Here is a 26,044-nt window from a genome sequence, read left to right as displayed (position 1 = left end):
GTCTGAACCATGGGTTTGCTCAATATCGGGATGTCGGGGCTCAATGCGTCCCAAGGGTCACTGGCGACCTTGAGTAACAACATTGCCAACGCCAAGACCCCGGGATACTCGCGTCAGCAGACCACCCAGAACGCCAACGGCATGATGGGGTTCGACGGCGTGTTTGTCGGTACCGGCACGACCCTGGCGGATGTGCGCCGCGTCTATAACCAGTACCTGGACACCCAGTTGCAGACCACCACGTCGCTCAATAGCGATGCCAAGGCGTATCTGGACCAGATCGGTTCGGTGGACAAGCTGCTGTCGGACAAGAGCACTGGTGTCAGTGCCGCGCTGAACAGTTTCTTTGCCGCGTTGCAGACCTCGTCCGCCAATCCCAGTGACAACTCCGCCCGCCAGTTGGTATTGACCATCGGCCAGACCCTGGCCAACCGGTTCAACTCCATCGGCACCGAGCTGAACAAGCAAAAAGAAAGCCTCAACGGCCAGTTGGAAACCATCACCGGCCAGGTCAATCAACTGACCTCGTCCATCGCAGCCCTCAACCAGCAGATCAGCCAGGCGCGCGGCACGGGCAACGCCGAACCGGCCAACCTGCTGGACTCGCGCAACGAAGCGGTACGCGCGCTCAATGAGCTGGTGGGCGTCAAGGTCACCGAATCCAACGGCCACTTCGAAGTCAGCCTCGGCACCGGGCAGTCCCTGGTGTCGAATGGTACTGCCAGCGCACTGTCGGCCGTGCCGAGCCGCGACGACAAGAGCCAATACTCGATCATGCTGGCGACAGGCTCCCAGCAGATGGACGTCAGTTCGGTGATCAGCGGTGGTTCGATCGGCGGCCTGCTGCGCTATCGCAATGATGTGTTGATGCCGGCGATCAACGACCTGGGGCGCACCGCCCTGGTGGTATCCGAGAGCATCAATACGCAACTGGGTCAGGGCCTGGATGCCAACGGCCAGTTTGGCGGCGCGTTGTTCAACGATATCAACAGCGCAATCGCCATCAGCCAGCGCAGTGTCGGTGGTCCGAACAACAGCAGCGCCGGCAACCTGAATGTCAGTATCAAGGACGCCAGCAAGCTGACGACCTTTGACTACAAAGTGACCTTCAGCGATGCCAACAATTACACGGTGATGCGCTCGGACGGCAAATCCATGGGCGCTTTCGACATGACCCAGCCGGCGCCGGTCATCGACGGCTTCACCCTGGCCCTGGATGGCAGGGGCGGCATGGCCAAGGGCGACACGTTCAAAGTCAGCCCGACCGCCAATGGCGCGACTGACCTGAAGGTGGTGATGAGCGACCCGAACAAGTTGGCGTTTTCCGGCCCGTTGCTCGCCGAAGGCAACAAGAACAACAGCGGTACCGGCGTGTTTGGTGCGCCGAGCCTGTCGGTGCCCCTGGATATCCACGGCGGTGCCGACACGGCCCAATTGGAAGCGGCGATCAAGCAGTCGATGCCGGTGAAGATGGTGTTCGGCAAGCCCGCCGCCGATGGCACTCAGAGCTACGTGATCAACGATGCCAAGGGCAATCCGATTGGCAGCGGCAGTATTGTCCCGGGCCAGGACAACAAGTTGACGATCAAGGTGCCGATGCTGGATGCGGCCGGCAATGTGATCAACGATGCGGCGGGCAATCCCAAGACCTTTGGCGTGGATACGGTTATTCGTGGCGAGCCGAAAGACGGCGATAACTTCAGCGTGTCGTTCAACGCGGGCGGCACCCTGGATAACCGCAACGCCCTGAGCCTGCTGGACCTGCAAACCAAAAAAACCGTCGGTGCCACCGACGGCAACGCGGGTGTCAGCATGACCACCGCCTACAGCCAGTTGGTCTCCACTGTCGGCGGCAAGGCCAGCCAGGCCAACGTCGACAACACGGCCACCGATGCCATGCTCGCTGCCGCCAAGTCCAGCCGCAGCTCGGTGTCCCAGGTCAACCTGGATGAAGAGGCGGGCAACATGATCCGGTTCCAGCAGTACTACACCGCGTCGTCGCAGATCATCAAGGCTGCGCAAGAAACCTTCAGCACGCTGATCAACAGTCTTTAAGGGAGTTTGCGACGATGCGTATCTCGACCGAACAGTATTTCGATACCAGTGCTTCGCGTTATTCGAACAACTTTTCCAATGTCACCAAGACTCAGCAGCAGATCGATTCCGGCGTGCGCATCCAGACCGCCGCCGACGATCCCGTTGGTGCGGCGCGCTTGCTGTTGTTGCAACAGCAGCAGGATATGCTGGGGCAGTACGCGGGCAATATCAGCACCATGAAGAACGCGCTCAACAGCGAGGAAAGCGTGCTGGACAGCATCAACATCGCTTTGCAGCGTGCCAGCGAGCTGGCCATCAAGGTTGGCGGCAAGGGCGGCGGCGGTATCAGCGATGACGACCGCAAGGCGGTGGCCGCCGAAATCGGCGAAATCGAGAAGCAGGTACTGAGCCTGCTCAACAGCAAGGATTCGTCCGGCCACTATCTGTTTTCCGGCGGCAAGAGCGACACCCCACCCTATGCGCGCAACAGCGACGGCACCTACAGCTACCAGGGCGATGAAACCCCGCTGAGCCTGAAGGTCTCGGACACTTTGTCGATGGTGGTCAACGACACCGGCAAGAGCATCCTGGAAGGCACGGCCAACGCCGGCCGCACCCAGGCCACGCCTGCGCTCAACGATGGCAAGATCTGGGTCTCGGCGGGCACTGTGCAGTCGCCGTCGGCCTATGACAAAAGCTTCACCGAAGGCCAGCCGTATAAGCTGACATTCCTCAGCAGCACCCAATACACCGTGACCGATGCGACGGGCAAGGACATTACCTCGCAGACGGCCGGCAATGGCGTGTTCGACGCCACCAAGGAAGGCAGCTCGTCCATCAGCCTGCGGGGCGTGACGTTCGACATCGACCAGAACCTCAAGGACGTCAAGCCCGGCGCCGATACCGATGCGGTGTACAAGGACCGGGTCTACACCCTGGAAACCAAGCCGGACAGCTTCAGTGTGTCGCGCACACCGAGCAACGCCTCGACCGCGCAGCTGTCCGAAGGCAAGGTCACCAGCTCGACGGACTACAGCAGCACCTTCCCCAACAAAGGCGCGGTGATCAAGTTCACCTCGAGCACCGACTACGAGGTGTACGCCCAGCCCATCAGCGCCGACAGCAAGCCAGTGTCTACCGGCAGCGTGACCCCAGGCACCCCGGCGGTGCCCGGGCCGCCCGCGGTGCCGGCAACGGCGGACACCATCACCGCGGCGGGTGTGACCTTCAACGTGGCAGGCACGCCGGGGGTGGGAGATCAGTTTTCAGTGGGCTCCAGCACCCACAAGACCCAGAGCGCGCTGGATACCCTCAGCCAATTGCGCCAGGCCCTGGAGACGCCTTCCGATGGTGACCCGATTGCCCAGGGCAAACTAAGCGATGTGGTCAACGCCACCATCACCAACCTGCAGGCGTCCTATGCCCAGGTGGACAGCGTGCGTGGCTCGATTGGTGCACGCTTGAATTCGCTGCAGATCCAGCAGACGGAAAACACCAGTATGGTCCTGGCCAACAAATCGACAGTGGCGTCGATTGGCGATACCGATGTGGCCACGGCTTCCATCGATCTGGCGTTCCAGAAGGCGATGTTGGAGGCCTCGCAACTGGCTTTCGTGAAAATCTCGCAATTGAGCCTGTTCAGCCGAATGTAATCAGCGCCGACACCCGACGGCCCGCCCTGGAAACAGGCTGGGCCGTTGTGGTTTTTGGCCCTGGCGTTCTTTGCACTTTTGTACAAAGCGCACAAAAATGCGTGACCTGTAAGTCATAAAGGGCATCTTCACTGTATCGTGTAAAAAGGGCAGGTCGCCGCCCGGCCCGTTTTCAAGTGGTTGATGGTTATTTTCGGCGGTTTTTTGCGGGGTTATCCCCTTTATTGTCAGCACCCCTGAATGTATTCAGGGGTGTTCTCCAGCTATTTAGTATTGGGAAGCCACAATGATTGGCATAAAAAGCATCGCCAGCTATGTGCCGGCAGACGGGGTTGATAACTACGCCCAGGGTGCAAAATTCGCCAAGGATGAAGAGTTCATCATTGGCAAGATCGGTTCGGCTTTCCTGCCGCGCAAGGATGCCACGCAGGAAACTTCCGACCTGTGCGTCGAGGCGGTCAATGCCTTGTTCGCCAACAATCCGGATCTGAAGCGCGAGTCCATTGACGCGCTGATCGTCGTCACGCAGAACGGCGATGAAGAAGGCTTGCCCCATACCGCTGCCATCGTCCAGGACAAGCTGGGCCTGCCGACCCACGTCGCGGCCTTCGATATTTCCCTGGGCTGCTCCGGTTATGTCTACGGCATCTACGCGATGAAAGGCTTCATGGAAGCCGCCGGCCTGAAAAACGGCCTGCTGATCACTGCCGACCCATACTCCAAGATTGTCGACCCCGAAGACCGCAACACCACCATGCTGTTCGGCGACGCCGCCACGGCCACCTGGATGGGCGAAGATGCCCCATGGGTGCTGGGCAAGGCCAAGTTCGGCACCGACGGTTCTGGGGCGCCGCACTTGAAGGTCAGCGATGGCGTGTTTTTCATGAATGGGCGCCAGGTGTTCAACTTCGCCCTGCTCAAAGTGCCGGCGCATTTGCACCAGTTGCTCGAAGAGTCGGATCTGAAGGCGGACGACATCGATGCGTTCTGCATTCACCAGGGCAGCGCGGCGATTGTCGATGCCGTGGCGCGGCGCTTTGAAGATGCGCCCGTGGACAAGTTCATCAAGGACATGGTCGAGACCGGCAACACCGTGTCATCGAGCATTCCGCTGCTGCTTGAGAAACACGTGATGGACGCCGATTGGCAGCGCGTGGCGATCAGTGGTTTTGGCGTGGGCCTGTCGTGGGGCTCGGCGATTATCTATCGGCCGTGATGCTTTGATAGGCTGCATAAAAAACGCCGATGATCGAAAGATCATCGGCGTTTTTGTTTGTGTGGGTTTGGGTGCTCCAAGGCCTTGAAATGCAAGGGGTGGCACAGGGCTAGTAAAAAAAAACAAAAAAACCCTCAAGCAACCTGCTTTCACGACGATAACTATTACGAAGGTTCTCTAGGCCACACCCGGCGGTTGCCAGGGCCGGAAGCCGCAGTATCCAACTCACGAGGATTTCGTCATGGCATTATCAGTAAACACCAACATCACTTCCCTGGGTGTCCAGAAGAACCTGAACAAAGCTTCCGATGCTCTGAGCCAGTCGATGAACCGCTTGTCCTCCGGCCTGAAAATCAACAGCGCCAAAGACGACGCTGCCGGCATGCAGATCGCCAACCGTCTGAACAACCAGGTCAAAGGCCTGAACGTTGCGATCGCCAACGCCAACAACGGTGTTTCCATCGCCCAGACCGCTGAAGGCGCGATGCAGGAATCCACCAACACCCTGCAGCGTCTGCGTGAACTCGCCCTGCAAGCGGCCAACGGTGATAAAAGCGACGCTGACCGTGTTTCCCTGCAGCAGGAATTCACTGCTAAAGTCGGCGAGCTGAACCGTATTGCCAGCACCACTACTTTCGGTGGTCGTAACCTGCTGGACGGCTCGTTCAGCAACGTAGCGTTCCAGATTGGTGCCAACGCCAACGAGACTATCTCGTTTGGTATGACTGATATCAGCGCTACTGCTCTGAAAGGCAACTACAGCGAAGCGAGCGTTGACGGCGCCGCGATGGCCGGCTTGAGCGCCGTTTCTACCGGTTCGGTATTGTCTTCTGGGACTGCTACTGTTACAGGTGCCGCCGTTGCGACCCTGACCACTGCTGGCGGACCTTCCGTAATTGCGGCTGCTGACGTTATTACCATCAACGGTAACTCACTCACGTTGGTGGATGCTGATGACGGTGCAGCAGTTGCTACGGCAATCCAAACAGCAGACCCGAGCGTAACTGCCAGCTTTGACGATACGACAGGCGTGATGACCCTCACGTCCACAGGTCCGATCACCGTTGGCGGTGCTGACGCCGGCAAGATTGGCTTGACTGCTGGTACTACTCCAATCTCCAGCCCTGTCCCTAAAACTGGCGCCTCTGTCATGGGCGCTGTAGGTGGCGTTTCTGTCAACGGTACGGATGTGACTTGGGGTGCAACCGACACCATGGCAGACGTACTGGCCGATCTCGGCGCCGCAGCTGGCGGTACGGCCACTCTGGTTGAGGGCCGCGTCAAAGTAACTTCGGGCGCTGGTGCAGACATCAAGCTGTCCAACACCCAAGCCGGTTCGCTGTCGCAGCTGGGTCTTTCCGCAGGTACTTCCCAGGCCAAGCTGACCGCTGACACATCCATCGACGTAAACGGCGTTGAAGTCAAGTTCAAGAAGGGTGACACCGCTGACGCGATCGTAGCTTCGATCAACAGCGCGAGCACCGGTGTTCAGGCCAGCAAAAACGCAGATGGCACCTTGAACCTGTTCGCTGACAAAGACATCACCATCAAGGACGGTAGCGCCGGTACTGGCTTGGCTGCACTGGGTCTGACCGCTGTTGCAACTGCCGGCACCAAAACCGCCGTCACCATGGAAACCAGCGTTTCCGACCTGAGCATCCTGACTGCCGGTTCTTCCCAGCAAGCCATCCAGGCTCTGGACGATGCCATGCAGCAGATCGACAGCCAGCGTTCCCAGCTGGGTGCGGTGCAAAACCGTTTCGCCAGCACCGTGGCCAACCTGCAGAGCATTTCGCAGAACTCCTCGGCTGCCAAAGGCCGCGTAGAAGATGCTGACTTCGCTTCCGAAGCCGCTGAACTGACCAAGCAACAAACCCTGCAACAGGCTTCCACTGCGATCCTGTCCCAGGCCAACCAACTGCCATCCGCTGTACTGAAGCTGCTTCAGTAATTTCGGTAGCGGTCAGTCAACGGAAGGGCGCGTTTACGTGCCCTTCCGTTTTTTCGGTTTTGAGGTGATGACATGGACATGAGCATCAAGCTGAACGCGTCTTACCCGGCGGGTGCAGCCCAGGCGAGTAGCGCAACCACAGCAGCGCAGGCCATGCCTGCGGCCACTGCACAGCCGGCCTCGGACGAAGAACCGCAGCGTATGGCGCTGGAAAAAGCTGTAACCGAGATTCGTGAGTTCGTACAGGCTACCCAACGTAACCTGGACTTTTCCATCGATGACACCACCGGCAAAGTGGTCGTCAAGGTGATCGCCACCGATAGTGGCGAAGTGATTCGGCAGATACCATCGGAGACCGCGCTGAAGCTGGCGCAGAACCTGAGCGATGCCAGCAGCCTGTTGTTCGATACCCAGGCTTGAGTTGGCACGAAACATGTTTCTGATTGCTGCTTGGGCGCTGATGCGCCAATAAAGCGGCAGCCGCAGGACAAGGAGAATAGCAATGGCCAGTTCAACGATTTCCGGCCCCGGCTCGGGCTACGACACCCAAGCCATCGTCAAGGCGCTGGTGGGAGCCGAAAAGGCTCCCAAACAGTCGCAGATCACCGACCAACAGAAAGAAACGACCGTCAAACTGTCGGCTGTCGGCACGGTGAAGACGGCGTTGGAAGCCTACCAGGCGGCGATCACCAAGTTGAACAACGCCTCCGCGTTCAACGGTCTGGCGGCCACTACCTCCGAAGAAAAAAACGTCAAGGTCACCCTGGGTGACGGTGCGTCCCCCGGCAAATACCTCGTCGCCGTGCAGAACCTGGCAACCGCGTCGAAAGTCACCACCAAAGTGATCGAAGAGGGCGCCTCGGGCAAAGCCAACAGCACCGATGAAGACCAGATCCTGACGATCAACCAGTCGGATAAAAGCTACGACGTGGTGATCCCTGGCGGCGCGACCCTGCAACAAGTGCGCGAATCCATCAACACCCAACTGTCTGCCCAGGGCATCAGCGCCAACGTGCTGAGTGACGCCAAGGGCGCGCGGCTGGTCCTTACGTCGACCAAAAGCGGCGAAGGCACCGATATCACCCTCAGTGGCAGTTCGGAACTGGCCGTTGGTTATGACAAGGGTGAACCGGCAAAGAACGCCAAGTACACCATCGACGGTATCGAGATGGAGGCCACCAGCAACAAGGTTACGGCCGCGATCAGCGGTGTGACCCTGGACCTGGTAGCGGCCACCGAGAAGGACAAGCCGATCACCATCAACGTGGCCAGCAACACCGATACGCTCAAGACCTCGGTACAGTCGTTCGTCACCGCGTATAACGCGCTGATGACCGCCGTCAACGCGCAGACCAAGGTCACCGCCACCGGCGATGCTTCCACCACTACCGCTGGCGCGTTGACTGGCGATGCGTCGATGCGTCAACTGGTCTCCAGCCTGCGCGGTGAACTGGTCAACGGTTCCGGTGCAGGCACCATCAGCAGCCTGGCCCAGGCGGGCATCACCACCGACCAGAAAACCGGTCTGTTGAGTCTGGATGACAAGACGTGGGACAAGGCTGTGGTCAAAGGTGCTGGCGATATCGCCAAGATGTTCACCGGTGACACGGGCCTGATCACCCGCATGAACAAGGCGACTTCCAGCTACGTCGGCACCACCGGCACCCTGGCGACTCGCGCTAAAGATCTCAACACCAAGTTGACCGACCTGACCACCGAGCAGGCCGACCTGGATCGGCGTATGGAAGCGTTGCAGAAGTCGCTGTCTGCCAAGTACACGGCGATGGACACGATGATCGCGCAGATCAACGCCAGTAGCTCCAGCATCATGACCACCCTCAATTCGCTGAATAATCCCAAGTCGAACTGATAAACGGGGCGCCCGGGGCCTGTAAAAAGGCTTGGGGCGTGCAGTTGCGAATTAAAGTTTTTGTCGGCGCAGTCGAAAAACTGGTTAAGCAAACCTATTCGACTGTGGCCTGTAACGAGGTAGCAACATGAACCCAATGAGAGCCCTTCGCCAATACCAGAAGGTCAATTCCCACGCCCAGGTGTCCGAAGCCAGTCCGCACCGCCTGGTGCAGATGCTGATGGAAGGTGGCCTGGATCGCATGGCGCAAGCCAAAGGTGCGTTGAGCCGTGGTGATATTGCCCAGAAGGGCCTGATGCTGGGCAAGGCAATTGAAATCATTTCCGGCCTGCGCGATGGCCTGGAGCCGGAAAAAGCTGAAGATCCGGCGGCGGTACAACGCCTGGATGCGCTGTACGCCTACATGAGTAACCGCCTGGTGGAAGCCAACGGCGTGAATGATGCCGACATGATCGACGAAGTCGCCCGCTTGTTGATCACGGTCAAAACTGGTTGGGATGCCATCGCTCCCCAATAAGGCCGCAGGCCTTGAGGAACACGTCATGAGCCACGCACTGCAACGGATTGACGAAACCCGCGAGGCCTTGATCGGCGCGCTGGCTGAGCGCAACTGGGACGCTATCGGCGAATTGGACCTGGGTTGTCGCGAGGTGATCGACCAGGTGCTGAACGAAGCGCCGGTTGACGAGGGCGCATTGCGCGAGAAGCTGGAAAGCCTGCTGGTGGTCTACCAGCAGCTGCTTGAAGTGACGACCGGCGAGCGCCAGGCGATATTCGAAGAGATGTCGCAGATCAACCAAGCTAAAAATGCGTCAAAGGTTTACCATCTGTTCGGTTGATCTGGCTCAGTTAATCCGAACAAAGCGCGTCATAAATTTGACTGTGCAGTCTTTTTTGACTTAACTAGTGCTATTTTCAGACATCAGAAAGCGTAGTGCAGAAAATGCCTACCGCTATCTAGATAGCCTCGACTCGAGGGCATTTGAGTTTTACTAGGGAAGTTGCTATTGCATGTGGCGTGAAACCAAAATTCTGCTGATCGATGACGATAGCGTTCGCCGCCGCGACCTGGCGGTAATTTTGAATTTTCTTGGCGAAGAAAATTTGCCCTGCGGCAGCCACGATTGGCAGCAGGCTGTCAGCTCGTTGTCGTCGAGCCGTGAAGTCATTTGTGTGCTGATCGGGACGGTAAACGCTCTCGGCGCAGTTCCTGGCCTGCTTAAGACACTCTCGACCTGGGATGAGTTCCTTCCCGTGTTGCTGATGGGCGATATTTCTTCCGGGGACCTTCCCGAAGACCAGCGCCGCCGAGTGCTTTCCACCCTGGAAATGCCCCCCAGCTACAGCAAATTGCTCGACTCCCTGCACCGTGCCCAGGTCTATCGCGAGATGTACGACCAGGCCCGCGAGCGTGGCCGTCACCGCGAACCCAACCTGTTCCGCAGCCTGGTCGGCACCAGTCGTGCCATCCAGCACGTGCGCCAGATGATGCAGCAAGTGGCCGATACCGACGCCAGCGTGCTGATCCTCGGCGAGTCCGGTACCGGCAAGGAAGTGGTCGCGCGCAACCTGCATTACCATTCCAAGCGTCGCGACGGGCCATTTGTGCCGGTCAACTGTGGGGCAATTCCTGCCGAGCTGCTGGAAAGCGAACTGTTCGGTCACGAGAAGGGTGCCTTCACCGGGGCGATCACCAGCCGTGCCGGGCGCTTTGAACTGGCCAACGGCGGCACCCTGTTTCTTGACGAAATCGGTGACATGCCGCTGCCGATGCAGGTAAAGCTGCTGCGCGTGTTGCAAGAGCGCACCTTCGAGCGCGTGGGCAGCAACAAGACCCAGAGCGTCGACGTGCGCATCATTGCTGCGACCCACAAGAACCTCGAAAGCATGATCGAGGTCGGCAGCTTTCGCGAAGATTTGTACTATCGCCTCAACGTGTTCCCGATCGAGATGGCGCCCCTGCGTGAGCGTGTGGAAGACATTCCGCTTTTGATGAACGAGTTGATCTCGCGCATGGAGCACGAAAAACGCGGCTCGATTCGTTTCAACTCGGCGGCGATCATGTCCCTGTGCCGCCATGGCTGGCCGGGCAACGTCCGCGAACTGGCCAACCTGGTGGAGCGCATGGCGATCATGCACCCGTACGGGGTGATTGGCGTGGTCGAGCTGCCGAAGAAATTCCGCTATGTCGATGACGAAGACGAGCAACTGGTAGACAGCCTGCGCTGCGACCTGGAAGAGCGGGTGGCCATCAACGGTCACACCCCGAACTTCGCTGCCGGCGCCTTGTTGCCGCCCGAAGGGCTGGACTTGAAGGATTATCTTGGCAGCCTGGAGCAAGGCTTGATCCAGCAGGCCCTCGACGACGCCAACGGCATCGTCGCCCGTGCCGCCGAGCGCCTGCGTATCCGTCGTACCACGCTGGTCGAGAAGATGCGCAAGTACGGCATGAGCCGTCGTGATGGTGATGAACAGGCGGATGATTGACGCCTGTTTTTCAACTACTTGAAAAGTAATGATATTTTTTTAGGCACGGGTATTGCTATAGCACTCGCAACGTTCCGTTTAACTGACGGTCAGCCAAGCGAGAGAGCACAATGCCCCACGCCGCCCAACTATCTTCGGTCCCTGACACTCAGGGACTCGTCCCGTCCGTAGAGCAGATGAGCCGGCAAGGGCTTGAGCAGGCGTTTTCGCTGTTCAACCAGATGTCCAGCCAATTGACTGATTCCTACAGCCTGCTGGAAGCCCGGGTCTCGGAGCTCAAGGGTGAGTTAGAGGTCGTCAGTGCCCAGCGCATGCAGGAGTTGGCCGAGAAAGAACGCCTGGCCAACCGTCTGCAAAACCTCCTCGACCTGTTGCCCGGTGGCGTCATTGTTATCGACGATCAGGGCCGGGTACGCGAAGCCAACCCTGCTGCCTGTGATCTGCTGGGCTTGCCGCTCGAGGGCGAGCTGTGGCGCCATGTCATCACCCGCTGCTTCGCGCCCCGTGAAGACGATGGTCATGAAATATCCCTCAAGGACGGTCGCCGCCTGTCCATCTCCACCCGTTCGCTGGATGCGGAGCCCGGCCAGTTGGTGCTGCTCAACGACCTGACCGAAACCCGTCATTTGCAGGACCAGTTGGCGCGCCATGAGCGCTTGTCGTCCCTGGGGCGGATGGTCGCTTCTTTGGCGCATCAGATTCGTACGCCGCTGTCTGCCGCGCTGATTTACGCCAGTCATTTGACTGACGAGCAGCTGCCGACCGCAACTCACCAGCGTTTTGCCGGCAGGCTCAAGGAACGCCTGCATGAGCTGGAGCACCAGGTGCGTGACATGTTGGTGTTCGCCCGGGGCGAACTGCCGCTGACTGATCGGGTCACGCCCGCGGCGCTGATGCAGTCCTTGCAAGCGGCTGCCGCGACCCATATTCAAGAAGCGTCAGTCCGTTGGCAGTGCGATAGCCATGCCGGAGAGTTGTTGTGCAACCGCGACACGTTGGTGGGCGCGCTGCTCAATCTGCTCGAAAACGCCACCCAGGCCAGCGGCCCGGGTGCGCGGCTCAAGGTTCATCTGTATACCCGCGCCGACACCCTACGCCTGTGCATCAGCGACAGCGGCAGCGGGATTGATCCGGTGGTGCTGCAGCGCCTGGGCGAACCCTTCTTTACCACCAAGACCAACGGCACCGGCCTCGGGCTGACCGTGGTCAAGGCAGTGGCCCGTGCGCATCAGGGACAATTGCAGTTGCATTCCCGATTGGGGCGCGGCACCTGCGCATTGATGACGCTGCCGTTGTTTTCTGGCGCGGCAAGCGCGGAGTAACGATATATGGCTATCAAGGTTTTATTGGTTGAAGACGATCGCGCCTTGCGTGAGGCACTGGCTGACACGCTGCTGCTGGCGGGGCATGACTATCGAGCAGTCGGCTCGGCCGAGGAGGCTTTGCTGGCGGTGGAGCAGGAGTCTTTCAGCCTGGTGGTCAGTGACGTGAATATGCCCGGCATGGACGGTCACCAGTTGCTCGGCTTGTTGCGCGCACGCCAGCCGCAACTGCCGGTGTTGCTGATGACGGCGCATGGCGCCGTGGAGCGTGCGGTCGACGCCATGCGCCAGGGGGCGGCAGATTATCTGGTCAAGCCGTTTGAGCCCAAGGCCTTGATCGAGCTGGTTGCGCGGCACGCCCTCGGTGCCGTGGACGCGGTAGAGGGCGAGGGGCCGATTGCCGTGGAACCTGCCAGTTTGCAATTGCTGGAGCTGGCGGCACGGGTGGCGCGCAGCGATTCCACGGTGCTGATCTCTGGTGAGTCAGGGACCGGCAAGGAAGTGTTGGCACGTTATATCCACCAGCAATCCCACCGTGCCAACCAGCCATTTATCGCGATCAACTGCGCGGCGATCCCCGACAACATGCTTGAGGCCACTCTGTTCGGTCACGAAAAAGGTTCGTTCACCGGTGCCATCGCAGCCCAGGCCGGCAAGTTTGAGCAGGCCGACGGCGGTACCATCCTGCTTGATGAAATTTCCGAAATGCCCTTGGGCCTGCAGGCCAAATTGCTGCGCGTGCTGCAAGAGCGCGAAGTGGAGCGGGTGGGGGCGCGCAAGCCGATCCAGCTGGACATCCGTGTGGTCGCCACCACCAACCGCGACCTGGCGGGTGATGTAGCGGCGGGGCGCTTTCGTGAGGATCTGTTCTACCGTCTTTCGGTGTTCCCACTGGCCTGGCGCCCGCTGCGCGAACGTGCGGCCGACATCGTGCCGCTGGCCGAGCGCTTGTTGAACAAGCACGTCAAAAAAATGAAGCATGCGCAGGCGCGGTTGTCGGCCGAGGCCCGGGCATGCCTGATCAGCTACCCCTGGCCCGGTAATGTGCGCGAGCTGGACAACGCGATTCAACGCGCGTTGATCCTGCAGCAGGGCGGCTTGATCCAGCCTCAGGACTTCTGTCTGGCAATGGGCTCCGGCGGTGTGCCGATGCCGAGCCTGGCCACGGCGCAGGCAGTTGCCGAAAGCGCACCGGCAGAGGCGGTCGGTGGCCTGGGAGACGATCTGCGTCGCCGCGAATTCCAGATGATCATCGACACCTTGCGCGCCGAGCGTGGCCGTCGCAAAGAAGCGGCCGAGCGCCTGGGCATCAGCCCGCGGACCTTGCGCTACAAGCTGGCGCAAATGCGGGATGCCGGGATGGATGTTGAGGCCTACCTTTTCGCCAGTTGAAATACACGATTGCTGACAAGCTTTGTCGTCTTTTCTTACTAGTTGCCGTGGAGCTGGCACCCTTGTTGCTAACTTCCCTACCAACCGCTGCGTAGTGTCAAAAAATTGCGGGTCGTCGGAGAGAGAAGGTTATGAGCCAAGGTGTTGAGTTCAATCGGTTGATGTTGGATATGCGATCCATGCAAATGGAAGCGATGGCTCAGCCAAAATCCGTCGCCCAGGCCCCGCAACTGGGTCAAAGCAGCTTCTCCGACATGCTCGGTCAGGCCATCAACAAAGTCAGCGATACCCAGCAGGCCTCCAGCCAACTGTCCACCGCCTTCGAAATCGGCAAGAGCGGCGTTGATCTCACCGACGTGATGATTGCCTCGCAGAAGGCCAGTGTTTCCTTCCAGGCCTTGACCCAAGTGCGTAACAAGCTGGTTCAGGCCTATCAAGACATCATGCAGATGCCGGTTTAAGGACGAGATTTGAGTCATGGCAGAAGCAGTCGTGGATAACGTACCCGCCAAGACAGACGGCAAGCCGCCGCCGTTTGGCCTGTCGTTCCTGGAAAACCTTTCGCAGATGACCATGTTGCGCCAGGTAGGCCTGATGGTCGGCCTGGCTGCCAGCGTGGCGATTGGTTTTGCCGTGGTGTTGTGGTCCCAGCAGCCCGATTACCGGCCGCTCTATGGCAGCCTGGCCGGCATGGATGCCAAGCAGGTTGTGGAAACCCTGGCCGCTTCCGATATCGCCTACACCATCGAACCCAACTCCGGAGCCTTGCTGGTCAAGGCTGAAGACGTTGCCCGCGCTCGCCTGAAGCTGGCCGGGGCGGGGGTAGCGCCGACTGACGGCAACATCGGTTTTGAAATCCTCGACAAGGATCAGGGCCTGGGCACCAGCCAGTTCATGGAAGCCACGCGCTACCGGCGCGGCCTGGAAGGTGAACTGGCGCGGACCATCGCCAGCCTGAACAACGTCAAGGGTGCGCGCGTACACCTGGCAATTCCGAAAAGCTCGGTATTTGTGCGCGACGAGCGCAAACCCAGCGCTTCGGTACTGGTTGAGCTGTTTGCCGGGCGTTCCCTGGAGCCCGGCCAGGTGCTGGCTATCGTCAACCTGGTTGCCACCAGCGTTCCCGAGTTGAGCAAGTCGCAAATCACCGTGGTCGACCAGAAGGGCAACCTGCTCTCCGACCAGGCAGAAAACTCTGCACTGACCATGGCCGGCAAGCAGTTCGACTACAGCAGGCGCATGGAAAGCATGCTGACCCAGCGGGTGCATAACATTCTGCAGCCGGTGTTGGGCAACGACCGCTACAAGGCCGAAGTATCCGCTGACGTAGACTTCAGCGCCGTCGAGTCGACCTCCGAGCAGTTCAACCCGGACCAACCGGCGCTGCGCAGCGAGCAATCGACCAGCGAGCAACGTACCGCCGCCAATGGTCCGCAGGGCGTGCCCGGAGCCCTGAGCAACCAGCCGCCGACACCGGCCACCGCGCCGCAAGTCGCCGGTGGCGCGGCAGCCGTCGCCGGCGCGATCCAGCCCGGCCAACCGCTGCTGGACGCCAACGGCCAACAAATCATGGACCCGGCCACCGGCCAGCCGATGCTCGCGCCGTATCCTGCGGACAAGCGCCAGCAGTCCACCAAGAATTTCGAGTTGGACCGCTCCATCAGCCACACGAGGCAGCAACAAGGGCGCTTGAATCGCTTGTCGGTGTCGGTGGTGGTGGATGACCAGGTCAAGATCAACGCCGCCAATGGTGAAACCACCCGCGCACCCTGGAGCGCCGATGAATTGGCGCGCTTCACCCGTCTGGTGCAGGACGCCGTGGGCTTCGACGCCAGCCGTGGCGACAGCGTCAGCGTGATCAACATGCCGTTCTCCCTGGAGCGCGCAGAGGTGATCGCCGAAATTCCGTTCTATTCTCAGCCGTGGTTCTGGGACGTCGTCAAGCAAGTGCTGGGTGTACTGTTCATCCTGGTGCTGGTGTTTGGCGTACTGCGTCCGGTGCTCAACAACATTACCGGCCACGGCAAGAAGCAACTGGCACCGTACGGTGGCAGCGACGTCGAGTTGGGCGGTATGGGCGGCCTGGATGGCGAACTGGCCAACGACCGGGTCAGCCTCGGCGGGCCGCAAAGCATCCTGCTGCCAAGCCCGAGCGAAGGGTATGACGCACAGTTGAACGCAATCAAAAGTCTGGTGGCAGAAGATCCGGGTCGTGTGGCCCAGGTCGTGAAAGAGTGGATCAACGCCGATGAGTGATAACCGAGCTTCTGTGGCCAAGCTGACCCGGGTCGACAAAGCTGCCGTTCTGCTGCTGTCCCTGGGCGAGACCGACGCGGCCCAGGTGCTGCGGCACATGGGGCCCAAGGAAGTGCAGCGGGTCGGCGTAGCCATGGCGCAAATGCGCAATGTCCACCGTGAACAAGTCGAGCAGGTGATGAGTGAGTTCGTCGAGATCGTCGGCGACCAGACCAGCCTGGGCGTCGGCTCCGACAGCTATATCCGCAAAATGCTCACCTCGGCGCTGGGCGAAGACAAGGCCAACGGCCTGATCGATCGCATCCTGCTGGGTGGCAATACCAGCGGTCTCGACAGCCTGAAGTGGATGGAGCCGCGTGCGGTGGCGGATGTGATCCGTTATGAACACCCGCAGATCCAGGCGATTGTCGTGGCCTACCTGGACCCGGACCAGGCCGGCGAAGTGCTTGGCCATTTTGACCACAAGGTGCGCCTGGATATCATCCTGCGCGTCTCGTCGCTGAACACCGTGCAGCCAGCGGCCCTGAAAGAATTGAACACCATTTTGGAGAAACAGTTCTCCGGCAACTCCAACGCGGCGCGCACCACCCTGGGCGGCATCAAGCGCGCGGCGGATATCATGAACTTCCTCGACAGCTCGGTAGAAGGCCAGTTGATGGACTCGATCCGCGAAATCGACGACACCCTGTCGGTACAGATCGAAGACCTGATGTTCGTCTTCAACAACCTGTCCGATGTCGACGACCGTGGTATCCAGGCATTGCTGCGCGAAGTGTCCTCCGATGTGCTGGTGCTGGCCCTCAAGGGTTCGGACGAAGGCGTCAAGGAAAAGATCTTCAAGAACATGTCCAAGCGCGCCTCGGAACTGTTGCGCGACGACCTGGAAGCCAAAGGCCCGGTGCGCGTCAGCGATGTGGAAACCGCACAGAAGGAAATCCTCACCATTGCCCGCCGTATGGCCGAAGCCGGAGAAATCGTTCTCGGCGGCAAGGGCGGCGAAGAAATGATCTAAGGGCCTGCGCATGTCGAACAATGATGAGGCGCCCAGCGACCTGATTCGCGCCCGGGACGTCGGCGGGTTCGATGTCTGGTCGCTGCCCAGCTTCGACCCGTACCAGCCTGAGCCTGCGCCCGCGCCTGTCGAAGAGCCTCCAGTGGAAATGGAAGAAGTGCCGCTGGATGAAGTCCAGCCACTGACGTTGGAAGAGCTGGAGAGCATCCGCCAGGAGGCCTACAACGAAGGCTTTGCCGTCGGTGAAAAGGAAGGTTTCCACAGCACCGCCCTCAAGGTCCGCCAGGAAGCTGACGCAGCCCTCAGTGTGAAGGTGGCGAGCCTGGAACGACTGATGGGCAATCTGTTTGCGCCGATTGCCGAGCAGGATGCGCAGCTTGAGAAAGCCATGGTCGGCCTGGTGGAGCACATCACCCGCCAGGTGATCCAGCGCGAGTTGGTGCTGGACTCGAGCCACATCGAAAGCGTCATGCGCGAGGCCCTCAAACTGCTGCCCCTGGGTGTCGGCAATGTGCGGCTGTACATCAATCCGCAGGATTTCGAGCAGGTCAAAGCCCTGCGCGAACGCCACGAGGAAACCTGGCGCATCGTCGAAGACGCGGCGCTGCAGCCCGGTGGTTGCCGGGTCGAGACCGAGCACAGTCGTATCGATGCTACGGTCGAGACGCGTATCACGCAGATCATGGCCAAGCTTTTCGACCAGTTGCACGAGCAGGTGCTGCACCCGGCACCGGCCGATCTCAGTGTTGACCTGGACGCGCCTGATGCGCCTTGATCGCACCAGTTTCGCCAAGCGCCTGGGCGGTTATATCGACGCCACCGAGTTGCCCGGGCAGCCGATCCTCGAAGGGCGGCTGCTGCGCATGGTGGGCCTGACACTGGAAGCCGAGGGCCTGCGCGCCGCCATGGGCAGCCGCTGCCTGGTGATCAACGACGACAGTTATCACCCGATGCAGGTCGAAGCCGAAGTCATGGGGTTCTCCGGCAGCAAGATCTTCCTGATGCCCGTCGGCAGCCTCGCCGGCATTGCTCCCGGTGCGCGCGTCGTACCCCTGGCCGACACCGGCCGCCTGCCCATGGGCATGAGCATGCTTGGGCGTGTGCTCGATGGCGCGGGTCGTGCGCTGGACGGCAAGGGCGGGATGAAGGCCGAAGACTGGGTGCCGATGGATGGCCCGACCATCAACCCACTCAAGCGCAACCCGATCAGCCAGCCGCTGGACGTAGGCATTCGTTGCATCAACGGTTTATTGACGGTCGGTCGTGGCCAGCGCCTGGGCCTGTTCGCCGGTACCGGCGTGGGCAAGAGTGTGCTGCTGGGTATGATGACGCGCTTTACCGAGGCCGACATCATCGTGGTCGGGTTGATTGGCGAGCGGGGTCGAGAGGTCAAGGAGTTCATCGAACACATCCTTGGCGAGGAAGGCCTCAAGCGCTCCGTGGTAGTGGCTTCGCCAGCGGACGATGCGCCACTGATGCGCTTGCGTGCAGCGATGTATTGCACGCGGATCGCCGAGTATTTTCGCGACAAGGGCAAGAATGTCCTGTTGTTGATGGACTCCCTCACGCGTTTCGCCCAGGCCCAGCGGGAAATCGCCCTGGCCATCGGCGAGCCGCCGGCGACCAAGGGTTATCCTCCATCGGTATTTGCCAAGTTGCCGAAGCTGGTGGAGCGCGCCGGCAATGCCGAAGCCGGTGGCGGCTCGATCACTGCGTTCTACACCGTATTGTCCGAGGGCGACGACCAGCAGGACCCGATTGCCGACTCGGCCCGTGGCGTGCTCGACGGCCACATTGTGCTGTCCCGACGCCTGGCGGAAGAGGGGCATTACCCGGCCATCGATATCGAGGCCTCCATCAGCCGGGTCATGCCGTCGGTGGTCAGCCCCGAACACATGGCCCGTGCCCAGCAGTTCAAGCAGTTGTGGTCGCGTTACCAGCAGAGTCGCGACCTGATCAGCGTTGGAGCCTATGTGGCCGGCGGCGATCGAGAGACCGACCTGGCCATTGCCCTGCAACCGCAGTTGGTGACATACCTGCGCCAGGGCCTGAACGACAACATCAGCCTGGCCGAAAGCGAAGGGCACCTGGCGTCGGTGTTTGCGCCCGCGCCCGGCGGTTGACGCAGCATGGCAAGCAGTCGCGCCGCACGCCTGGCGCCCGTGGTGGAAATGGCCGAAAGCGCCGAACGTACTGCCGCCCAGCGCCTGGGGTATTTCCAGGGCCAGGTGCGTCTGGCTGAAAGTAAACTGGGAGACCTGGAACGCTTTCGCAGCGACTACCAGCAGCAGTGGATTGCACGCGGCAGCCAGGGGGTTTCCGGGCAGTGGCTGATGAACTACCAGCACTTTCTCAATCAGTTGGAAACCGCCGTCGGCCAGCAACGCCAAAGCCTGGCCTGGCACCAGAACAACCTCGACAAGGCCCGCGAGGGTTGGCAGCAGGCTTACGCGCGGGTCGAAGGCCTGCGCAAGCTGGTACAGCGCTACCTCGAGGAAGCGCGGGCGCTGGAGGACAAGCGTGAGCAAAAGCTGCTGGACGAGTTGTCCCAGCGGTTGCCGCGCCAGGATGCGTACTGATCGGGTCTGCCGCGCGCGCAAGATTCTCCCCATCGGCAATTTCGACAAGTTTTTTGATCATCAGTTGGGCGTCATGGGGGGCGCAGCGTCCACGTGGAGTTTTGCTGGGCGATTCAGGCATAATCCGCTGATTCTTGATCAAGGAGAGAGCAAGTGACTGAGATTCATCTGGACCTCGATGTATTGTCAGGTTTGCAGGACGTCATGGAGGACGAGTACCCCACGTTGCTCGACACCTTCCTCGATGATTCGCAAGGGCGTATCGAAGCCTTGCGTCAGGCACGCGATGATGCCAAGACGCTGGGGTGCATTGCCCATAGTTTCAAGGGCAGCAGCGGCAACCTAGGTGCGGTGCGCCTTGCACAGTTGTGTCAACGGCTGGAGACAGCATCGGCCGAGCCTGCGGTGACCGGCCTGGGAGAACTGGTGGATGAGATCGATCATGAGTTCGCCCTGGTGAAGCCGCTGTACGAGTCGGAGCGGCAACGTTTCCCGATTTGATCGGGCCTGCTGGAAAAGCTGGCCCGACTCTTGCTCTATCTCTCCCATTGCGCCCTTGACCCTGCGCAGCGGAGATCCCATTTATGCCTCTCGCCTCAAACCCGCTCCTTCAGGCTGCCCCCGCGACCAAGCCTCAAGCTTCGTCTGCCACTGCCCCGGCAATGGCCGCGAACACACGGGCCAAAGCGCCAGGCTTCGCTCAGCTGTTCGCCCGGCAGGCGCATGGTGGACCTGGCGAGATGGTATTGAAGCCTGGTCGCGACAGGTCGGCCGATGTCGGTGTCAGGAAGGATATGGGCAACGACAAGCCTGCCGCCGGCGTTCAAGCCGTTGCCGATAGCGGCAAGACCTTGCCTGCCAAACCCGCAGGCAAGGCGGGTGGGGTTTCCAGCAAAAATGACGAGAGAGCCGGCGAATCGACAGCAGTCGAGCAATCGGTGGCCGATCCGCTGGCTGATCCAGCCCAGGTGGCTGCGGTGGCGCCCGTGCCGGTTGCGGATGAAGCGGCCCAGCCGGTTGCGGTCGCTGCGCCAGCGATTGCCTCTGAGCAAGCCCAGGCTTTCGATCCCGAAGCCGATCCGCTGGATGCATTGCCGGCTGTTCGCTTGGCGATGGAGCAGGGCGGTCATGTTTCCGCCAGTAGCCAGGCTGCGCAAAAAGGCGCCCCGCTGCCGACTCAGGCTGAACCGACGGCCGCCCAGAGTTTCGCCAGCGGCCTTGCGGCCATGGTTGACCAGCAGGCGTCCAAGGACAGTACTGACCAAGGTGCGGACAACGCCTTCAGCGGCCTGATCGCCGACGGTCTCAAGGATCTTAAAAATGCCGGCAGCGATACCCGTGTCGACGACTTTGCCAATCGGCTGGCGGCGCTGACTCAGGCAGCGACCCCCAAGACCGCCAATGCCCTGCCTCTGACCAATCAGCCGCTGGCCATGCACCAGGGCGGCTGGACCGAGGAGGTGGTAAACCGGGTCATGTACCTGTCCAGCGCCAACCTCAAGTCAGCCGAGATCCAACTGCAGCCGGCCGAGCTGGGGCGCCTGGACATCCGCGTGAGCATGACCGCAGACCAGCAGGCCCAAGTGAGTTTCATGAGTGGCCACGCGCTGGTGCGTGAAGCGCTGGAAAGCCAGTCGGGCCGCCTGCGGGAAATGTTCGCCCAGCAGGGCATGGGGCAAGTGGACGTCAACGTCTCCGATCAATCCCGGGGCTCTCAGGGGCAGGAACATCAGCAGCACCAGGCGCGTGGCGTGGGCTCCAGCGGCGGACGCGGCGATAGCATGGAGGCGGGCATTGCGGGTGACGTATCCGAGGCGCCAGCGCCGATTGCCAGCAGCGTGATCGGGTCCAGTGTGGTGGATTACTACGCCTGATCTTGAGGTGCTGCTATCCCCCAGCCCTCGCCCCTTTGGGGAGAGGGCTGGGGTGAGGGGGCGCTCTCAAATCATCCCGGCCTCCCAGACAACTCTGGCATAACACTTGCTCTTGCCTTCCCGTGGATCTATGAAACCCGAATAGTGACGGATTATTGGCATGGCGAAGACTGACGACGCAGCAACAGCACCCGCACCCGCCGGCAACGGCAAGCTCAAGCTTATCCTGCTGATTGTCCTGGCCTTGTTTCTGGCCATCGGCTTGTCGGTGGGTGCTACCTGGTACTTCATGCACAGCGCCCAAAGCAAGCCCGAGGCTGCGACGCAGGCGGCCACTGACGCCAAGCCCCCGGCGATCTTCGAGCAATTGCTTCCGGCCTTTGTCGCCAACTTCAATCAGAACGGTCGCCAGCGCTATTTGCAGGTGGGGATCACCCTGATGGCGCGTAACCAGGCAGATCTGGATGCCCTCAAGGTGCATATGCCGGTTATCCGCAACAACCTGGTGATGCTGTTTGCGTCCCAGAGCTTCGATAACTTGGCCACACCGGTGGGCCAGGAAATGCTGCGCCAGAAAGCCACTGCCAGTGTGCAGGAAGTGGCCCAGAAGGAAGTCGGCAAAGTCGTGATCGAGCAGTTGCTCTTCACTAATTTTGTATTGCAGTAGGATCACGACATGGCCGTGCAGGACCTGCTGTCCCAGGATGAGATCGATGCGCTGTTGCATGGTGTCGACGACGGTCTGGTACAGACCGAAATGGCTGCCGAGCCTGGCAGCGTCAAAAGTTACGACCTGACCAGTCAGGATCGCATCGTCCGCGGACGTATGCCGACCCTGGAGATGATCAACGAGCGTTTTGCCCGTTACACCCGCATCAGTATGTTCAACATGTTGCGCCGCTCGGCGGACGTGGCTGTGGGCGGTGTGCAGGTCATGAAGTTTGGCGAGTACGTGCATTCGCTGTACGTGCCCACCAGCCTCAACCTGGTAAAGATCAAGCCGCTGCGCGGTACCGCGCTGTTCATCCTTGACGCCAAGCTGGTGTTCAAGCTGGTGGATAACTTCTTTGGTGGCGACGGCCGTCACGCCAAGATCGAAGGCCGCGAGTTCACGCCCACCGAGCTGCGTGTAGTGCGCATGGTGCTGGAGCAGGCATTCATCGACCTGAAGGAAGCCTGGCAGGCGATCATGGAAGTCAATTTCGAGTACATCAACTCGGAAGTGAACCCGGCCATGGCCAACATCGTCGGCCCCAGTGAAGCCATCGTGGTTTCCACCTTCCACATCGAGCTCGATGGCGGCGGTGGCGACCTGCACGTGACCATGCCGTACTCGATGATCGAGCCGGTGCGGGAAATGCTCGATGCCGGCTTCCAGTCCGACCTGGACGATCAGGATGAGCGTTGGGTCAAGGCCCTGCGTGAAGACCTGCTGGACGTTGACGTGCCGTTGAGCGCCACCGTCGCTCGCCGCCAGCTACGCCTGCGGGACATCCTGCACATGCAGCCGGGGGATGTGATTCCCGTGGATTTGCCGGATGAATTGATCATGCGTGCCAATGGCGTGCCGTCGTTCAAGGTCAAGCTCGGCTCCCACAAAGGCAACCTGGCGTTGCAAGTGGTCGAACCGATCAACCGTCGCTGATCCACCCTAATTCATCAAAGTTTGCTTCGCCGAGGATATGTAATGGCTACCGAACACGAAAACACTTCTGCCGAAGACCAGGCCCTGGCTGATGAGTGGGCGGCGGCCCTGGAAGAAACCGGCGATGCTGGCCAGGATGATATCGATGCCTTGCTCGCCGCTGACGCCGCCACCGCGCCGGCCGGCAAGCGCCTGCCCATGGAAGAGTTCGGCAGTGTGCCGAAGAACCATGAACCGGTATCGCTGGACGGTCCCAACCTGGATGTGATTCTCGATATTCCGGTGTCGATCTCCATGGAAGTGGGCAGCACCGAAATCAATATCCGCAACCTGTTGCAGCTCAATCAGGGCTCGGTCATCGAGCTCGACCGCCTGGCCGGCGAGCCGCTGGACGTACTGGTCAATGGCACGCTGATCGCTCATGGCGAAGTGGTGGTGGTCAACGAGAAGTTCGGCATTCGCCTGACTGACGTGATCAGCCCTAGCGAACGCATCAAGAAGCTGCGCTGATATGCAGCGTCGCATAGTGGGACTGTTGGCGGCGTTGCCGCTGAGCGCGCTGGCCGCTGAAGCGGTGGCGCCTGTTGCGGCGCCGGTGGCCAGTAGCGGCGTAGCCGGGCAGTTGACCCAGTTGGTGCTCGGCTTGTTGCTGGTGGTGGGGCTGATTTTCGCCCTGGCCTGGCTATTGCGCCGGGTGCAGCGCATCGGCCCGGGCAATGCCCAGGTCATCGAGCTGATTGGCTCGCGGGCGTTGGGGCCGCGTGATCGGCTGGTGCTGGTGCAGGTGGGCGAGGAGCAGATCCTGCTCGGCCTCACCGCAGGTCGCATCACCCCGTTGCACGTGCTCAAGCAGCCGGTTGAAGTCACCCAGGCCCAAGCGCCCACGCCAGAATTCGCCCAGCGCCTGATGGAACTGATGGGCAAGGACCAGAAGGATAAGAAGTAATGCGCGTTCTATTGGCGCTCATGCTGTTATTGGCTACGCCGCTGGCATTTGGTGCCGACCCGCTGTCGATTCCGGCGATTACCCTGGGCACTAACGCCGACGGCGCGCAGGAATACTCAGTCAGCCTGCAGATCCTGCTGATCATGACCGCGCTGAGTTTTATCCCGGCGTTTGTCATGCTGATGACCAGTTTCACCCGCATCATTATTGTCTTCTCGATCTTGCGCCAGGCCCTGGGCCTGCAGCAGACGCCATCGAACCAGATCCTCACCGGCATGGCGCTGTTCCTGACACTGTTCATCATGGCGCCGGTGTTCGACAAGGTGAACCAACAGGCCCTGCAACCCTACCTGGCAGAGACGCTCTCGGCCCAGGACGCGGTAGACAAGGCGCAAGGGCCGATCAAGGACTTCATGTTGTCCCAGACCCGCTCCAGTGACCTGGAACTATTTGTGCGGTTGTCCAAGCGTACCGACATCGCGACCCCGGATCAGGCGCCGCTGACTATCCTGGTGCCGGCGTTTGTCACCTCTGAACTGAAGACCGCGTTCCAGATCGGTTTCATGATTTTCATCCCATTCCTGATCATCGACCTGGTGGTAGCCAGTGTGCTGATGGCCATGGGGATGATGATGCTGTCTCCGCTGATCATCTCCTTGCCGTTCAAGATCATGCTGTTTGTTCTGGTGGATGGTTGGGCGTTGATTATTGGCACGCTCGCGGGCAGTTTCGGTGGGGTTTAGCGTATGACGCCAGAAGTCGCAGTCGATCTGTTTCGTGAAGCCCTCTGGCTGACCACCGTGATGGTCGCCGTGCTGGTGGTGCCCAGCCTGCTGGTGGGCCTGCTGGTGGCAATGTTCCAGGCCGCGACCCAGATCAACGAACAGACCTTGAGCTTTCTCCCGCGCTTGCTGGTAATGCTGGTCACCCTGATCGTTGCGGGTCCTTGGCTGGTGCAAAGTTTCATGGAATACATCCTGCAGCTGTACGGCAGTATTCCGCAGTTGATCGGCTGACCGATGCAGTCCTTGCTGGCGTTGACCGACACCCAGATCAGCACGTGGGTGGCCTCGTTCATCCTGCCGCTGTTTCGCGTGGCGGCGCTGCTGATGACGATGCCGGTGTTTGGTACAACGTTGGTGCCACAGCGGGTGCGCCTGTATTTTGCGGTGGCGATCACTGTCGTCATCGTTCCCGCCTTGCCAGCGATGCCTGCGGTCAACGCGCTGGACCTCAGTGCGCTGTTGCTGATCGCCGAGCAAATCCTCATCGGTGCCTTGATGGGCTTTTCGCTGACGCTGTTTTTCCAGTCGTTTGTGATTGCCGGGCAAATCGTCTCGATCCAGATGGGCATGGGTTTCGCCTCCATGGTCGACCCCACCAATGGCGTCTCGGTGGCGGTGATCGGGCAGTTCCTGACCATGTTGGTGACCTTGCTGTTTCTGGCGATGAATGGCCACTTGGTGGCGTTCGAGGTGCTGATCGAGAGTTTCACCACGTTGCCGGTGGGCGAGGGGTTGGTGGTCAATCAGTTCTGGGAGCTGGTCGGTCGGCTGTCGTGGGTGTTGGGCGCCTCATTGTTGCTGGTGCTGCCGGCGATCACCGCATTGCTGGTGGTCAACATTGCCTTTGGCGTGATGACCCGGGCGGCGCCGCAACTGAATATCTTCGCCATCGGCTTCCCCTTGACCCTGGTATTGGGCATGGGGATTTTCTGGATCGGCCTGGCCGACATTCTTAATCAGTATCAACCGCTGGCCAGTGATGCCTTGCAGTTTTTACGTGATCTGGCACGGGCGCGCTGA

General features: G+C 60.4%; 26 protein-coding genes. All 26 read left to right on the top strand.

The features are described 5' to 3' along the window. The first annotated feature begins 9 nt into the window (after positions 1 to 9). Positions 10 to 2,055 (top strand): flagellar hook-associated protein FlgK, encoded by a 2,046-nt coding sequence (flgK, locus tag OQ460_RS17135; RefSeq protein WP_410018586.1) that lies wholly within the window; start codon positions 10 to 12, stop codon positions 2,053 to 2,055. Between the two features lie 14 nt (positions 2,056 to 2,069). Beyond that, positions 2,070 to 3,689: a flagellar hook-associated protein 3 gene (locus tag OQ460_RS17130; RefSeq protein WP_410018585.1), complete on the top strand. Its 1,620-nt coding sequence runs from the start codon at positions 2,070 to 2,072 to the stop codon at positions 3,687 to 3,689. A 286-nt stretch (positions 3,690 to 3,975) separates the two neighbouring features. After that, a complete protein-coding gene (locus OQ460_RS17125; RefSeq protein WP_410018584.1) occupies positions 3,976 to 4,905 on the top strand; it encodes a ketoacyl-ACP synthase III in 930 nt (309 codons plus the stop codon). Between the two features lie 241 nt (positions 4,906 to 5,146). Then, positions 5,147 to 6,856, top strand: a complete 1,710-nt coding sequence (locus tag OQ460_RS17120) for a flagellin (protein WP_410018583.1) — start codon at positions 5,147 to 5,149, stop codon at positions 6,854 to 6,856. Positions 6,857 to 6,928: 72 nt separating this feature from the next. Next, entirely contained in the window at positions 6,929 to 7,276 is a 348-nt protein-coding gene (locus OQ460_RS17115; protein ID WP_410018582.1) for a flagellar protein FlaG, read from the top strand. An 82-nt stretch (positions 7,277 to 7,358) separates the two neighbouring features. Then, the gene (gene fliD / locus OQ460_RS17110) at positions 7,359 to 8,726 is read left to right on the top strand and encodes a flagellar filament capping protein FliD (protein ID WP_410018581.1); all 1,368 of its coding nucleotides are present in this window, start codon (positions 7,359 to 7,361) and stop codon (positions 8,724 to 8,726) included. 127 nt (positions 8,727 to 8,853) lie between these two features. After that, the gene (fliS, locus tag OQ460_RS17105) at positions 8,854 to 9,243 is read left to right on the top strand and encodes a flagellar export chaperone FliS (protein WP_410018580.1); all 390 of its coding nucleotides are present in this window, start codon (positions 8,854 to 8,856) and stop codon (positions 9,241 to 9,243) included. 25 nt (positions 9,244 to 9,268) lie between these two features. Beyond that, positions 9,269 to 9,565, top strand: a complete 297-nt coding sequence (locus OQ460_RS17100; RefSeq protein ID WP_410018579.1) for a flagellar protein FliT — start codon at positions 9,269 to 9,271, stop codon at positions 9,563 to 9,565. Positions 9,566 to 9,737: 172 nt separating this feature from the next. Further along, on the top strand, positions 9,738 to 11,213 hold the full coding sequence (locus tag OQ460_RS17095; protein WP_410018578.1) for a sigma-54 dependent transcriptional regulator: 1,476 nt from the start codon (positions 9,738 to 9,740) through the stop codon (positions 11,211 to 11,213). Positions 11,214 to 11,323: 110 nt separating this feature from the next. Beyond that, on the top strand, positions 11,324 to 12,535 hold the full coding sequence (locus OQ460_RS17090) for a sensor histidine kinase (protein WP_410018577.1): 1,212 nt from the start codon (positions 11,324 to 11,326) through the stop codon (positions 12,533 to 12,535). Between the two features lie 6 nt (positions 12,536 to 12,541). Further along, positions 12,542 to 13,927 (top strand): sigma-54-dependent transcriptional regulator, encoded by a 1,386-nt coding sequence (locus OQ460_RS17085; protein ID WP_410018576.1) that lies wholly within the window; start codon positions 12,542 to 12,544, stop codon positions 13,925 to 13,927. Between the two features lie 131 nt (positions 13,928 to 14,058). Further along, the gene (gene fliE, locus OQ460_RS17080; protein ID WP_410018575.1) at positions 14,059 to 14,388 is read left to right on the top strand and encodes a flagellar hook-basal body complex protein FliE; all 330 of its coding nucleotides are present in this window, start codon (positions 14,059 to 14,061) and stop codon (positions 14,386 to 14,388) included. A gap of 16 nt (positions 14,389 to 14,404) precedes the next feature. After that, positions 14,405 to 16,183 carry a flagellar basal-body MS-ring/collar protein FliF gene (gene fliF, locus OQ460_RS17075; protein WP_410018574.1) on the top strand — a complete coding sequence of 593 codons (1,779 nt, stop codon included), beginning with the start codon at positions 14,405 to 14,407 and terminating at the stop codon, positions 16,181 to 16,183. Continuing rightward, positions 16,176 to 17,195, top strand: coding sequence for a flagellar motor switch protein FliG (gene fliG / locus OQ460_RS17070; RefSeq protein WP_029292514.1), 1,020 nt, complete (start codon positions 16,176 to 16,178; stop codon positions 17,193 to 17,195). Before fliF ends, fliG begins: the two co-directional genes overlap by 8 nt. A gap of 10 nt (positions 17,196 to 17,205) precedes the next feature. After that, positions 17,206 to 17,970 (top strand): flagellar assembly protein FliH, encoded by a 765-nt coding sequence (gene fliH, locus OQ460_RS17065; RefSeq protein ID WP_410018573.1) that lies wholly within the window; start codon positions 17,206 to 17,208, stop codon positions 17,968 to 17,970. Further along, positions 17,960 to 19,318 (top strand): flagellar protein export ATPase FliI, encoded by a 1,359-nt coding sequence (fliI, locus tag OQ460_RS17060; protein WP_410018572.1) that lies wholly within the window; start codon positions 17,960 to 17,962, stop codon positions 19,316 to 19,318. Before fliH ends, fliI begins: the two co-directional genes overlap by 11 nt. A 6-nt stretch (positions 19,319 to 19,324) precedes the next feature. After that, entirely contained in the window at positions 19,325 to 19,774 is a 450-nt protein-coding gene (fliJ, locus tag OQ460_RS17055; RefSeq protein WP_410018571.1) for a flagellar export protein FliJ, read from the top strand. Positions 19,775 to 19,927: 153 nt separating this feature from the next. After that, positions 19,928 to 20,275 (top strand): Hpt domain-containing protein, encoded by a 348-nt coding sequence (locus tag OQ460_RS17050; protein WP_410018570.1) that lies wholly within the window; start codon positions 19,928 to 19,930, stop codon positions 20,273 to 20,275. A gap of 83 nt (positions 20,276 to 20,358) precedes the next feature. After that, complete coding sequence (locus tag OQ460_RS17045; protein WP_410018569.1) at positions 20,359 to 21,648, top strand: flagellar hook-length control protein FliK; 1,290 nt, start codon at positions 20,359 to 20,361, stop codon at positions 21,646 to 21,648. Positions 21,649 to 21,808: 160 nt separating this feature from the next. Then, positions 21,809 to 22,315, top strand: a complete 507-nt coding sequence (fliL, locus tag OQ460_RS17040) for a flagellar basal body-associated protein FliL (RefSeq protein ID WP_410018568.1) — start codon at positions 21,809 to 21,811, stop codon at positions 22,313 to 22,315. 9 nt (positions 22,316 to 22,324) lie between these two features. Continuing rightward, entirely contained in the window at positions 22,325 to 23,293 is a 969-nt protein-coding gene (gene fliM / locus OQ460_RS17035) for a flagellar motor switch protein FliM (RefSeq protein ID WP_410018567.1), read from the top strand. A 42-nt stretch (positions 23,294 to 23,335) separates the two neighbouring features. Then, positions 23,336 to 23,803: a flagellar motor switch protein FliN gene (fliN, locus tag OQ460_RS17030; RefSeq protein WP_410018566.1), complete on the top strand. Its 468-nt coding sequence runs from the start codon at positions 23,336 to 23,338 to the stop codon at positions 23,801 to 23,803. Position 23,804: 1 nt separating this feature from the next. Then, complete coding sequence (gene fliO, locus OQ460_RS17025) at positions 23,805 to 24,239, top strand: flagellar biosynthetic protein FliO (RefSeq protein ID WP_410018565.1); 435 nt, start codon at positions 23,805 to 23,807, stop codon at positions 24,237 to 24,239. After that, positions 24,239 to 24,982, top strand: coding sequence for a flagellar type III secretion system pore protein FliP (gene fliP / locus OQ460_RS17020; protein WP_410018564.1), 744 nt, complete (start codon positions 24,239 to 24,241; stop codon positions 24,980 to 24,982). The genes fliO and fliP overlap by 1 nt, the downstream gene beginning before the upstream one ends. 3 nt (positions 24,983 to 24,985) lie before the next feature. After that, complete coding sequence (gene fliQ, locus OQ460_RS17015) at positions 24,986 to 25,255, top strand: flagellar biosynthesis protein FliQ (RefSeq protein ID WP_034099472.1); 270 nt, start codon at positions 24,986 to 24,988, stop codon at positions 25,253 to 25,255. A gap of 3 nt (positions 25,256 to 25,258) precedes the next feature. After that, positions 25,259 to 26,044, top strand: a complete 786-nt coding sequence (fliR, locus tag OQ460_RS17010) for a flagellar biosynthetic protein FliR (protein ID WP_410018563.1) — start codon at positions 25,259 to 25,261, stop codon at positions 26,042 to 26,044.

The sequence above is a fragment of the Pseudomonas imrae genome (assembly GCF_046352735.2).
GTDB classification, from domain to species: domain Bacteria; phylum Pseudomonadota; class Gammaproteobacteria; order Pseudomonadales; family Pseudomonadaceae; genus Aquipseudomonas; species Aquipseudomonas imrae.
The sequence above is the reverse complement of the archived record's forward strand: the minus strand, read 5'-3'. Positions and strand labels throughout refer to the sequence as shown.

Excerpts from the sequence above, each read along its gene's own strand:
- fliP (WP_410018564.1), top strand. The coding sequence starts at position 24,239 with ATGCGCGTTCTATTGGCGCTCATGCTGTTATTGGCTACGCCGCTGGCA.
- OQ460_RS17085 (WP_410018576.1), top strand. The coding sequence starts at position 12,542 with ATGGCTATCAAGGTTTTATTGGTTGAAGACGATCGCGCCTTGCGTGAG.
- OQ460_RS17090 (WP_410018577.1), top strand. The coding sequence starts at position 11,324 with ATGCCCCACGCCGCCCAACTATCTTCGGTCCCTGACACTCAGGGACTC.
- fliS (WP_410018580.1), top strand. The coding sequence starts at position 8,854 with ATGAACCCAATGAGAGCCCTTCGCCAATACCAGAAGGTCAATTCCCAC.
- fliM (WP_410018567.1), top strand. The coding sequence starts at position 22,325 with ATGGCCGTGCAGGACCTGCTGTCCCAGGATGAGATCGATGCGCTGTTG.
- fliI (WP_410018572.1), top strand. The coding sequence starts at position 17,960 with ATGCGCCTTGATCGCACCAGTTTCGCCAAGCGCCTGGGCGGTTATATC.
- fliH (WP_410018573.1), top strand. The coding sequence starts at position 17,206 with ATGTCGAACAATGATGAGGCGCCCAGCGACCTGATTCGCGCCCGGGAC.
- OQ460_RS17125 (WP_410018584.1), top strand. The coding sequence starts at position 3,976 with ATGATTGGCATAAAAAGCATCGCCAGCTATGTGCCGGCAGACGGGGTT.
- fliL (WP_410018568.1), top strand. The coding sequence starts at position 21,809 with ATGGCGAAGACTGACGACGCAGCAACAGCACCCGCACCCGCCGGCAAC.
- OQ460_RS17100 (WP_410018579.1), top strand. The coding sequence starts at position 9,269 with ATGAGCCACGCACTGCAACGGATTGACGAAACCCGCGAGGCCTTGATC.
- fliQ (WP_034099472.1), top strand. The coding sequence starts at position 24,986 with ATGACGCCAGAAGTCGCAGTCGATCTGTTTCGTGAAGCCCTCTGGCTG.
- flgK (WP_410018586.1), top strand. The coding sequence starts at position 10 with ATGGGTTTGCTCAATATCGGGATGTCGGGGCTCAATGCGTCCCAAGGG.
- fliN (WP_410018566.1), top strand. The coding sequence starts at position 23,336 with ATGGCTACCGAACACGAAAACACTTCTGCCGAAGACCAGGCCCTGGCT.
- OQ460_RS17115 (WP_410018582.1), top strand. The coding sequence starts at position 6,929 with ATGGACATGAGCATCAAGCTGAACGCGTCTTACCCGGCGGGTGCAGCC.
- OQ460_RS17045 (WP_410018569.1), top strand. The coding sequence starts at position 20,359 with ATGCCTCTCGCCTCAAACCCGCTCCTTCAGGCTGCCCCCGCGACCAAG.
- fliR (WP_410018563.1), top strand. The coding sequence starts at position 25,259 with ATGCAGTCCTTGCTGGCGTTGACCGACACCCAGATCAGCACGTGGGTG.
- fliD (WP_410018581.1), top strand. The coding sequence starts at position 7,359 with ATGGCCAGTTCAACGATTTCCGGCCCCGGCTCGGGCTACGACACCCAA.
- OQ460_RS17130 (WP_410018585.1), top strand. The coding sequence starts at position 2,070 with ATGCGTATCTCGACCGAACAGTATTTCGATACCAGTGCTTCGCGTTAT.
- fliE (WP_410018575.1), top strand. The coding sequence starts at position 14,059 with ATGAGCCAAGGTGTTGAGTTCAATCGGTTGATGTTGGATATGCGATCC.
- fliF (WP_410018574.1), top strand. The coding sequence starts at position 14,405 with ATGGCAGAAGCAGTCGTGGATAACGTACCCGCCAAGACAGACGGCAAG.
- OQ460_RS17095 (WP_410018578.1), top strand. The coding sequence starts at position 9,738 with ATGTGGCGTGAAACCAAAATTCTGCTGATCGATGACGATAGCGTTCGC.
- fliG (WP_029292514.1), top strand. The coding sequence starts at position 16,176 with ATGAGTGATAACCGAGCTTCTGTGGCCAAGCTGACCCGGGTCGACAAA.
- OQ460_RS17120 (WP_410018583.1), top strand. The coding sequence starts at position 5,147 with ATGGCATTATCAGTAAACACCAACATCACTTCCCTGGGTGTCCAGAAG.
- fliO (WP_410018565.1), top strand. The coding sequence starts at position 23,805 with ATGCAGCGTCGCATAGTGGGACTGTTGGCGGCGTTGCCGCTGAGCGCG.
- fliJ (WP_410018571.1), top strand. The coding sequence starts at position 19,325 with ATGGCAAGCAGTCGCGCCGCACGCCTGGCGCCCGTGGTGGAAATGGCC.